This is a genomic window from Mitsuaria sp. TWR114, from assembly GCF_007997345.1.
Genome location: NZ_VOSR01000664.1, coordinates 1 through 10,617 on the forward strand (window position 1 = coordinate 1; position 10,617 = coordinate 10,617).

General features: G+C 71.8%; 8 protein-coding genes. 5 read left to right on the forward strand and 3 right to left on the reverse strand.

The window, feature by feature from the left end; all coding sequences use genetic code 11:
- On the forward strand, positions 1-175 hold a 175-nt coding region (locus tag FUT87_RS21850), incomplete at its 5' end, for an NAD-binding protein (protein WP_147242376.1).
- Positions 176-187: 12 nt separating this feature from the next.
- Here FUT87_RS21850 and FUT87_RS21855 read toward each other — a convergent pair.
- A complete protein-coding gene (locus tag FUT87_RS21855; protein WP_147242377.1) occupies positions 188-1,675 on the reverse strand; it encodes a short-chain fatty acyl-CoA regulator family protein in 1,488 nt (495 codons plus the stop codon).
- Between the two features lie 219 nt (positions 1,676-1,894).
- Here FUT87_RS21855 and prpC point away from each other — a divergent pair, with 219 nt between their 5' ends.
- From prpC to FUT87_RS21875, 4 genes are all read left to right on the forward strand, one after another.
- Positions 1,895-3,049 (forward strand): 2-methylcitrate synthase, encoded by a 1,155-nt coding sequence (gene prpC / locus FUT87_RS21860; protein ID WP_147242378.1) that lies wholly within the window; start codon positions 1,895-1,897, stop codon positions 3,047-3,049.
- Positions 3,046-5,730 (forward strand): Fe/S-dependent 2-methylisocitrate dehydratase AcnD, encoded by a 2,685-nt coding sequence (gene acnD, locus FUT87_RS21865; RefSeq protein WP_147242379.1) that lies wholly within the window; start codon positions 3,046-3,048, stop codon positions 5,728-5,730. Before prpC ends, acnD begins: the two co-directional genes overlap by 4 nt.
- A complete protein-coding gene (locus FUT87_RS21870; protein WP_147242380.1) occupies positions 5,727-6,986 on the forward strand; it encodes a PrpF domain-containing protein in 1,260 nt (419 codons plus the stop codon). The genes acnD and FUT87_RS21870 overlap by 4 nt, the downstream gene beginning before the upstream one ends.
- A gap of 82 nt (positions 6,987-7,068) precedes the next feature.
- Positions 7,069-7,932 carry an oxaloacetate decarboxylase gene (locus tag FUT87_RS21875; protein ID WP_147242381.1) on the forward strand — a complete coding sequence of 288 codons (864 nt, stop codon included), beginning with the start codon at positions 7,069-7,071 and terminating at the stop codon, positions 7,930-7,932.
- Positions 7,933-8,004: 72 nt separating this feature from the next.
- On the opposite strand, the gene FUT87_RS21880 is transcribed toward FUT87_RS21875, so the two are convergent.
- Both FUT87_RS21880 and FUT87_RS21890 read right to left on the reverse strand, forming a co-directional pair.
- The gene (locus FUT87_RS21880; RefSeq protein WP_147242382.1) at positions 8,005-9,897 is read right to left on the reverse strand and encodes a TonB-dependent receptor domain-containing protein; all 1,893 of its coding nucleotides are present in this window, start codon (positions 9,895-9,897) and stop codon (positions 8,005-8,007) included.
- 443 nt (positions 9,898-10,340) lie between these two features.
- Positions 10,341-10,617: LysR substrate-binding domain-containing protein (locus FUT87_RS21890; protein ID WP_255511959.1), on the reverse strand; the 277-nt coding region annotated here is incomplete at its 5' end.

The window sequence follows — 10,617 nt, forward strand, 5'->3', positions numbered from 1 at the left end:
GATGCTCAAGGACCTCGGCCTGGCGGTGGAGGCGGCGCTGCAGGTCGGCGCCGCAGTGCCGCTCGGCGAGCTGGCGCGCAACCTCTATGCGCTCAACAGCCGGGCAGGGCGGGGCAGGCTGGATTTCTCGAGCGTGCAGCAGCTCGTGGCGGGGGACGGCGGGCCGCTGGGGTGAGATCGCGCGCGCTCACCTCGTCCCATACGGCTCCGCCGTGCGCTCGTTCTCATCGATGCGCAGATGCTTTCCGAGCGCCGGGAAGGCCCGCTGCGCGCAGCCCTCGCGCTCGCACAGCTTGCAGCCGGGTCCGATCGGTGTGGCGCTGTCCGGATCGCCCAGGTCCAGCCCCTTCGCATAGACCAGCTGCTCCGCGTGCCGCAGGTCGCAGCCCAGGCCGATCGCGAACTCGCGCGCCGGTGAGCCGTAGCCGCCGGTGGCGCGCAGCTCGCAGTGCGCGATCCAGAGATAGCTGCGCCCGTCGGGCATCCGCGCCACCTGCGTGAGCACGCGGCCCGGCTGGCCGAAGGCCTCGTACACGTTCCACAGCGGGCAGGTGCCGCCGCTGCGTGAGAAGTGGAAGTCCGTCGCCGACTGCCGCTTCGAGATGTTCCCCGCCCGGTCCACCCGCACGAAGAAGAAGGGCACGCCACGCGCCTCGCGTCGCTGCAACGTCGACAGGCGATGGCACACGGTCTCGAAGCTGACGCCGAAGCGCTTGGCCAGCAGCGCGATGTCGTGCCGCAGCGCCTGCGCCGCCGACAGGAAGGCGCGGTACGGCAGCACCACCGCGCCGGCGAAGTAGCTCGCCAGCCCGATGCGCGCCAGCGCCGCGGCCTCCGGACTGAAGCTGGCGGAAGCGATGAGCCGGTCCATCTCCGCGCCGCATTCGAGGTAGGCCAGCTGCGTGGCCAGCTGGAAGGCCCGCTGGCCCGGCGAGAGCGAGTCCGACAGCAGCAGCAATCGCTGCGCGGGTTCGTAGCGCCGCAGGCGCTCGTCCGGCACGACCTGCACCTGGATCCGATGGGCAGTCATCAGGTGGGTCTGCAGCCGCTGCGCCAGGTCCTGCTGCGAGAGGGGCAGCGCCGACGTTGCCGCAGCAAGCGCAGTGGCTGCGGTGAGCGCGGTGGTCGTGCCCGTGCCCGCACCCGCGGCGGTGGCCGTCTCGCTTGCGAGCACCATCGCCAGCGCCTCCGCGGCGCGGTCGAGCGCGTCGATGTGGTTGTGGTGCGCGTAGAAGAAGTCCCGCACCTCCTCGTGTGGCCCGGGGCCCGCGATCACGCCGGTGCCGCGCTCGTGGCCGCCGAGGTTGCTCACGCGCTGCTCCGCGCCGCGCGCCCGGCCGTGCAGCCGCAGCATCAGCTGCGCCATGCCCGGCATCTGCTGCACCAGCGTGCGCAGCTCCGACTCCGGCACGCCGCCGGGCACCGGCGTCTCCGCGACGATCTCGTGCAACTGCGCGAAGAGCCGCGCCTCGTCGTCCTCCGAGAAGAACTGCAGGTCCACGCCCAGCGCCGACTGCAGCCGCAGCAGCACCGCGACGCTCAGCGGACGCTCGTTGTTCTCGAGCTGGTTCACATAGCTGGGCGACAGCTTGAGCGCCTGCGCCAGCGCCGCCTGGGTCAGGCCGCGCTGCTCGCGCAGGGTCTTGAGCTTCACGCCGAGGAAGGTCTTGCGCATAGGCTCCCATCGTGTTCGCAAGATTCGCAAATGCGGCGAATCGACTTCGCATTTCATTGCTAATTCAGCCATTGAGTGTCGCCGGCCGCGCTGCAAAGATTGCGAATGACGCGACTATCCCATGCACCCATCGACGGGATCAAGGCCTGGACTGTCGCGCCGGTCGATGGCTCGCTGCCACGCCCGCCCGCAGTTCCCAGATCCCCAGGAGGAGACCCCATGAGCGAGACCCTCGCCCCCGCCTTCAAGCCCAAGAAATCCGTCGCGCTGTCCGGCGTCGCGGCCGGCACCACCGCGCTGTGCACCGTCGGCCGCAGCGGCAACGACCTGCACTACCGCGGCTACGACATCGTCGACCTGGCCCAGGCCTGCGAGTTCGAGGAGGTCGCTCACCTGCTGGTGCATGGCAAGCTGCCCAACGCCGCCGAGCTGCGCGCCTACAAGGCCAAGCTCAAGGCGCTGCGCGGCCTGCCGGCCAGCGTCAAGGAGGCGCTGGAGCGCCTGCCCGCCGGCGCGCATCCGATGGATGTGATGCGCACCGGCGTGTCCGCGCTGGGCTGCGTGCTGCCGGAGAAGGACGACCACCCGCTGCCCGGCGCGCGCGACATCGCCGACCGGCTGATGGCCTCGCTGGGCTCGATGCTGCTGTACTGGTTCCACTGGGCGACGCAGGGACGCCGCATCGAGGTCGAGACCGACGACGAGTCCATCGGCGCGCATTTCCTGCACCTGCTGCACGGCCGCCGGCCCGATGCCGGCTGGGAGCGCGCGATGCACACCTCGCTGATCCTGTACGCGGAGCATGAGTTCAACGCCTCGACCTTCGCCGCGCGCGTCATCGCCGGCACGGGCAGCGACCTGTACTCGGCCGTGGCCGGCGCGATCGGCGCGCTGCGCGGACCCAAGCATGGCGGCGCCAACGAGGTGGCCTTCGAGGTGCAGAAGCGCTACGACTCGCCGGATGAGGCCGAGGCCGACATCCGCCGCCGTGTCGAGGCGCGCGAGGTTGTCATCGGCTTCGGCCATCCGGTCTACACCATCAGCGATCCGCGCAACGAGATCATCAAGCAGGTGGCGCGACGACTCTCGGTCGAGGCCGGCACGACCAAGATGTTCGACATCGCCGAGCGCCTCGAGCGCGTGATGTGGGAGGTCAAGCGCATGTTCCCCAACCTCGACTGGTTCAGCGCGGTGAGCTATCACCTGATGGGCGTGCCGACGGCAATGTTCACGCCGCTGTTCGTGATCGCGCGCACCAGCGGCTGGGCCGCCCATGTGATCGAGCAGCGGCAGGACAACAAGATCATCCGTCCAAGCGCCGTCTACACCGGCCCCGAGGACCAGGCCTTCGTGCCGCTGGCGGCGCGTCAATGAGCCTCGCACCCGCTGCCACGATCACCGCCGCCGCGCCCGTCAATGCCGCCTGGCGTCGACCGCTGCCCGGCACCGACCTGGACTGGTTCGATGCCCGCGCGGCCATCGAGGCGCTGCGCCCCGGCGCCTGGACCCGCATGCCCTACACGGCGCGCGTGCATGCCGAGAACCTGGTGCGTCGATGCGATCCGGCGCTGCTCGACGCCTGCCTGCTGCAGCTGGCCGACGGCCTGGGCGAGCGCGACTTCCCCTGGTATCCCGCGCGCGTCGTCTGCCACGACATCCTGGGGCAGACCGCGCTGGTGGACCTGGCCGGCCTGCGCGACGCGATCGCGGCGCGCGGCTGCGATCCGTCGCGGGTCAATCCGGTGGTGCCGGTGCAGCTGGTCGTCGACCACTCGCTGGCCGTCGAGTGCGGGGGCGACGATCCCGGCGCCTTCGACAAGAACCGTGCCATCGAGGACCGCCGCAACGAGGACCGCTTCCACTTCATCGACTGGTGCCGGCGCGCGTTCCGCAACGTCGAAGTGATCCCGCCGGGGAACGGGATCATGCATCAGATCAACCTGGAGCGGATGTCGCCGGTCGTGCAGGTGGAGCGCGACGCCCGCGGCGGCATCGCCTATCCCGACACCTGCGTCGGCACCGACAGCCACACGCCGCATGTCGACGCGCTGGGCGTGATCGCCGTTGGCGTCGGCGGACTGGAGGCGGAGAGCGTGATGCTGGGTCGCGCCTCGTGGATGCGCCTGCCGGAGATCGTTGGCGTCGAGCTCACCGGGCGGCGCCGGCCCGGCATCACCGCCACCGACCTGGTGCTCGCACTGACCGAGTTCCTGCGTCGCGAGAAGGTCGTCGGCGCCTACCTCGAATGCTTCGGCGACGGCGTCGCCGGGCTGACGCTGGGCGACCGCGCGACGATCGCCAACATGGCGCCCGAATACGGCGCGACCGCCGCGCTGTTCGCGATCGACGAGCAGACGCTGGCCTACCTGCGCCTGACCGGCCGCGCCGAGGACCAGGTGCGCCTGGTCGAGACCTATGCCAAGGCGGCGGGCCTGTGGTCCGGCGTGGGCGGCACGCTGGACGACGTGGCCTACCGGCGTGTGCTGCGCTTCGACATCGGCGCGGTCGAGCGCGCGCTGGCCGGCCCGTCGAACCCGCATCGCCGCCTGCCGACCGCGATGCTGCGCGAGCGCGGCATCGCGGCGCCCTGGGTGGACGAGCCCGGTCGACTGCCCGACGGGGCGGTGATCATCGCGGCCATCACCAGCTGCACCAACACCAGCAATCCGCGCAACGTCATCGCCGCCGGCCTGCTCGCGCGCAACGCGCGGCGGCTGGGGCTGGTCCGCAAGCCCTGGGTCAAGACCTCGCTGGCGCCCGGCTCGCGCGCGGTGACGCTCTACCTGGAGGAGGCGGACCTGCTGGCGGACCTCGAAGCGCTGGGCTTCGGCGTCGTGGCCTATGCCTGCACTTCGTGCAACGGCATGTCGGGGGCGCTGGACCCGGCGATCGAGCGCGAGATCGTCGAGCGCGACCTCTATGCGACCGCGGTGCTGTCCGGCAATCGCAACTTCGACGGCCGCATCCATCCGCGCGCGCGGCAGGCCTTCCTGGCCTCGCCGCCGCTGGTGGTGGCTTATGCGCTGGCGGGCACGATCCGCTTCGACATCGAGCGCGACGTGCTCGGCGTCGTCGACGGGCGCGAGATCCGCCTGCAGGACCTGTGGCCGGACGACGAGGAGATCGACGCGCTGGTGCGCCGCTGCGTGAAGCCGGCGCAGTTCCGGCGCGTCTACGACCCGATGTTTCCGATCGCGCCGGCCGCGACCGAGGCGGCCGCGGCGACAGCGCCGCTCTACGACTGGCGCCCGCGCTCGACCTACATCCGGCGGCCGCCGTACTGGGAGGGTGCGCTGGCGGGCGCGCGCACGCTGCGCGGCCTGCGCGCGCTGGCGGTGCTGCCCGACAACATCACCACCGACCACCTGTCGCCGTCCAATGCGATCGAGGTCGACTCGGCGGCTGGCGAATACCTCGCGCGCATGGGCGTGCCGGTGGAGGACTTCAATGCCTACGCGACCCACCGCGGCGATCACCTGACGGCGCAGCGGGCCACCTTCGCCAACCCGACGCTGCGCAACGAGATGGTCCGCGACGCGTCGGGCGAGGTCATCCCGGGCTCGCTGGCGCGGCTGGAGCCCGACGGCACCGTGATGCGGATGTGGGAGGCGATCGAGACCTACCTGGCGCGCCGCCAGCCGCTGATCGTGATCGCCGGCGCGGACTACGGACAGGGCTCGTCGCGGGACTGGGCCGCGAAGGGCGTGCGGCTGGCCGGCGTGGAGGCGATCGTGGCCGAGGGCTTCGAGCGCATCCATCGCACCAACCTCATCGGCATGGGCGTGCTGCCGCTGGAATTCCTGCCCGGGACGACGCGGCGCACGCTGGGCATCGACGGCTCGGAGCGTTTCGACGTGCTGGGCGTGCCGGCGCCGCGCACGGTGATGACGCTGGTGCTGCATCGCCGTGACGGCGTTCGCACCGAAGTGCCGGTACGCTGCCGGATCGACACCGCCGAGGAGTTGTCGATCCACCAGGCGGGCGGGGTGCTGCAGCGCTTCGCCCAGGACTTCCTCGCGGCCGCGATGCCGCCAATGCTTCACGCGACGACATGAGCTTTCCACCTGCCTTGAAGATCCCCGCCGTCTACCTGCGGGGCGGCACCTCCAAGGGCGTGTTCTTCCGGCTGGAGGACCTGCCCGCCGATTGCCGGCGCCCGGGCGCCGCGCGCGACCGGCTGCTGCTGCGGGTGATCGGCAGCCCCGATCCCTACGGCAAGCAGATCGACGGCCTGGGCGGCGCGAGCTCCAGCACCAGCAAGGTGGTGATCGTGTCGCGCAGCGCGCGGCCCGGCCATGACGTGGACTACCTCTTCGGCCAGGTGGCGATCGACCGGGCGCTGGTGGACTGGTCCGGCAACTGCGGCAACCTGTCGGCGGCCGTCGGGCCGTTCGCCATCGAGGCCGGGCTGGTCGACGCGGCGGCGCTGCCGCGCGACGGGCGGGCGACGGTCCGCATCTGGCAGGCCAACATCGGCAAGACCATCGTGGCGCAGGTGCCCATGCAGGACGGGCAGGTGTTGGAGCGCGGGGACTTCGAACTCGACGGCGTGGCTTTTCCGGGCGCGGAGATCGAGCTGGCGTTCCTGGATCCGGGCGAGGAGGGCGACGGTGCCGGTGTTGGTGCCGGTGCCGGTGCCGGTGCCGGTGCCGGTGGGCGGGGCGCGAGCGCGCTGTTTCCCACCGGCCGCGTCGTCGACGAACTGGCGTTGCCCGAGAGCTTGGTCGCTGGTGGCCGTCTGCGCGCAACCCTGATCAACGCTGGCATCCCCACCGTCTTCGTCGACGCGGCGGCCCTCGGCTACACCGGCATCGAGGCACAGGACGCGGTCAACGGCGACGCGGCGGCGCTGCGGCGGCTCGAGGCGATCCGCGCGCACGCGGCGCTGCGTATGGGGCTGATCGGCGCGCTCGATGAGGCCGCCTCCCGTCAGCACACGCCCAAGCTGGCCTTCGTGGCGCCGCCGCAGTCCTATCGCGCGTCGAGCGGCCGGCTCGTCGAGGCCGGCGACATCGACCTGCTGGTGCGGGCGCTGTCGATGGGCCGGCTGCACCACGCGATGATGGGCACGGCCGCCGTGGCCATCGGCGCCGCCGCGGCGATCCCCGGCACCGTCGTGTGCGAAGCGGCCGGCGGCCCGCCGCGCGCGTCGGTGCGCTTCGGCCATCCCTCAGGCACTTTGCGCGTGGGCGCGGAGGCCGCGCTCGTCGATGGCCAATGGCGCGTGACGCGCGCCGTGATGAGCCGCAGCGCGCGCGTGCTGATGGAAGGCGTCGTGCGCGTGCCCGCAGACGCGCTCTTCGGCGCCTGATGCCGTCGTCCCGCCGGGCGGGTCGAGACCACTTTCCTTCCCCATTCCCCTTTTCAGCTTTCAGATCGAGAAGAGCAGACCCATGACCTCTCCCCGCCAGACCCTGCGCACGCTGGTGCAAGCCCGCCGCGGCGTGCTCGTGCCCGGCGCGTTCAACGCGCTGTCCGCCCGGGTGATCGAGGACCTCGGCTTCGAGGCCCTCTACATCACCGGCGCCGGCGTGACCAACATGTGGTTCGGGCTGCCGGACCAGGGCTTCATGGGCCTGGCCGAGATCGCCGACCACACGGCCCGCATCCGCGACGCGGTGGCGCTGCCGCTGATCGTCGATGCCGACACCGGCTTCGGCAACGCGCTCAACGTGCGGCATGCCGTGCGCACGCTGGAGCGGGCCGGTGCGGACTGCATCCAGCTCGAGGACCAGGTGGCGCCCAAGCGCTGCGGTCACTTCAGCGGCAAGGAGGTGATCCCGACCGAGGAGGCGGTGGGCAAGATCAAGGCGGCCGTCGACGCGCGACGTGACCCGGACCTGATGATCATGGCCCGCACCGACGCCTGCGCGACCTTGGGTTTCGAGGCCGCGGTGGAACGCGCGCTGCGCTTCGCCGAGGCCGGCGCGGACCTGCTGTTCGTCGAGGCGGTGACGACGCCGGACCAGATCCGCGCGCTGCCGGGGCGCCTGCCGGTGCCGCAGCTGATGAACATGGTGATCGGCGGCAGGACGCCGATCACCGATGCGCGGGAGCTGGAGTCGCTCGGCTACGGCGTCGTGCTCTACGCCAACGCGGCGCTGCAGGGCGCGGTGGCGGGCATGCAGAAGGCGCTCGGCGTGCTGAAGGCGCAGCGCCGGATCGATGAGGACCCGGCGCTGGTCGCCCCCTTCGCGGAGCGCCAGCGGCTGGTGGGCAAGCCCGGCTGGGATGAATTGGAGAAGAGGTACAGCTGAGGGGGCTGGTTGCCAAAACGCGCATGGACAGCCAGCTCACCGCTGGCGCCCATGCCGCAAGGAGGGCCCGGCTCAGAAGCCCTTCATGTCATAGCGCACGCCGACCCAGGCCTGGCGGCCGAGGCCCTGGTAGGCGTAGACCGGCTCGACATCGCGGTCCGCCGCGTTGAGGACCTTGGCCTCCAGGCGCCATTGCGGCAGGAAGCGCCAGCTGGCGCGCAGGTCGAGCAGCGCGTAGCCGCCCAGCGTGGCGCCGGTGTCCGGCCGCTTGCCGATGTCGGTCAGCGTCGCCCCCGCGCTCCAGGCGCCGGTGTCGTAATCGACGGAGACACTTTCCTGGTGCGCCGCGCGACGGATCAGCCGCGCGCCGGTGTCGGTGTCCTTCGCATCGAGGAAGTCCACGTTAACAGCCAGGTTCCAGTTGCCGATGCGGTGCGCGCCGGTCAGCGTCGCGCCAGTGAGCTTGGCCCGGCCGACGTTGGCCGCGCAGCCGAAGGCGAAGTCCGGCGCCGGCGGGCACAGGGCCGGATCGGGGTTGTAGATGATCAGGTCCTTGACCTTGTTGCGATAGACCGTCGCCGACGCGCTGCTCGCGCCGGAGCGCCAGTTCAGGCCGATCTCCGCGCTGCGGCCCTGCTCGGGACGGATGTCGCGGTGGCCGTAGAAGGGGAAGTCGGTGTCGTTGAAGGTCGGCGCGCGGAAGGTCTTGCCCGCCAGCGCCCGCAGCTTCAGCGTCGGGCTCAGCGCGATGCTGCCGCCCAGGCTGCCGGTCGTGTTGTCGCCGTAGACCGAGTTGTCGTCGCGGCGCAGGTTGGCCTCCAGGGCGGCCGGGCCGAACAGGCCGCTGTAGCCCGCGATGTAGGCGTTGTTGCTGCGCTTGAGCGTGTCGCTGGTGACGCCGTCCGCCTTTTCCTCGAGGCGCTCGTAGGCCAGCACCAGTTGCTGGTCCGGCGCCAGGCGCAGCGCGTTCTGCCAGGTCGCCTGGTCGCGGGTGGTTTTGAAGCGCGTCGCGTCGGTCAGGCCGCTGACCGAGTCGTCGGTGCCGCGCGCGAACTGCAGCGTCGTCGTCCAGATCGGCGAGAGCGTGCCGCGGTAGTCGAGCGCCGCCTGGCGCGTCTTGAGCCGGTTGCGGAAGTCGCCTTCCGGATGCGCGACGAACTGGTCGTCGAAGGTGGCGCTGTCGTATTGCGCGTTCAGGCGGCTCTGCGTCGCGCTGACGCCGATGTGGTGGCCCTCGGCCGGCGTGAAGCCCAGCCGGGCCGACGCCACCGTGCGGGTGAAGCCGTCCTTGTCCGGGTTGTAGGAGCTGTTGCCGCGGTCGCCGCGGATCGCGGTCGTGCCGTCACTGGTGTCGCGGCTGAGGCTGGCCGCGTAGTCGAAACCGGCCCGCGCGCCGCTCACCGACACGTCGCCCTGACGCGAGCCGTATTCGCCCACGGCCGCGCCGGCACGCAGGTCCAGCGGGCCCTGGCCCTGCCGGGTGACGATCTGGATCACGCCGCCGACCGCATCGGCGCCGTACAGGCCGGAGGCAGGACCGCGCAGGACCTCGATGCGCTCGATGTTGGCCAGGCTCATGGCCTCGAAGGACACCTGGCCCAGCGTCGCGGAACCGACCCGCACGCCGTCGATCATCACGACCGTGGCGCTGGTGTTGGCGCCGCGCAGGAAGTAGCCCGCCGTCTGGCCGGGACCGCCGTTGGCCGCCAGCTGCAGGCCGGCGTAGCGGCGCAGCACATCGGCGACGCTGCCGGCGCCGCTGTCGCGCAGGGTGTCGGCGTCGATGAGCACGACGTCCGCGACGCTGCGGCTCAGCGGCTGCGCCTCACGGGTGCCGATGACGATGACCGGGTCGAGCGAGGACTGCGCGACGGCGACGGAGGGGACGGTGGACAGGACCGGGGCGGCGATCAGCGCGGCACGGGCAACGGCGCGCAGCGCGGCGCGGGGACGGGAGGCTTGCATGTCGGAATCACAAAGCGGCGGCAGACGGCCGCTTCCCCGCGGCCGCATGCGGAATGGACCCATCGCGGGGCGATGGGTCCGCCTGTTGGCCGGTATCCGGGCTGTCGGAAGAACGAACCCGTGGTGCCTTCCCGGACGACCGTCCAGTGGATCCAGCCACGAGTCGCGCGCCGCGGGGGCCGAGGCCATCGGGGGGCGACGGCGTCGGCCGGGCGCGCCTTCCGCTTACCGTTGCGGGGGCAGCTCAGGTTGGGGCCGTGGCCGCGGGCGGGCGACCCTTCCTGATTCCCGTTGAACTGCGCCGGCGGAGGGCCGGGCGCGAGCACCAACGGGCGGCATCATAGCGGCGGCCCCGTGGCGCCGATGCCGCATCCGGGCCTGACCACGGGGCGGGGCGCTCGGCACGCCGCCGGCCTCACCGGCCTCACCGGTTCGGCGCGCGCTCACAACAGGCTCACGCCGCCCAGGTTCACCAGCGAGGTCTCGCGCATGATCCGCACGAAATCGGCCAGGAAGGGCTTGGCCGCCAGCCGCCCGGTGCTCACCGCGTAGAGCCGGCCGGTCAGGCCCGACGGCCCGATGCGCTGGCGCGCCACGTAGCCCCGCGCCAGGTAGCCCTCGACCGCCCACAGCGGCAGCGCCGCGAAGCCGCGCCCGCTCGCGACCAGCTGCAGCATCGCCACCGTGAGCTCGCTGGTGCGGCGTGGCGGCGTCACGCCG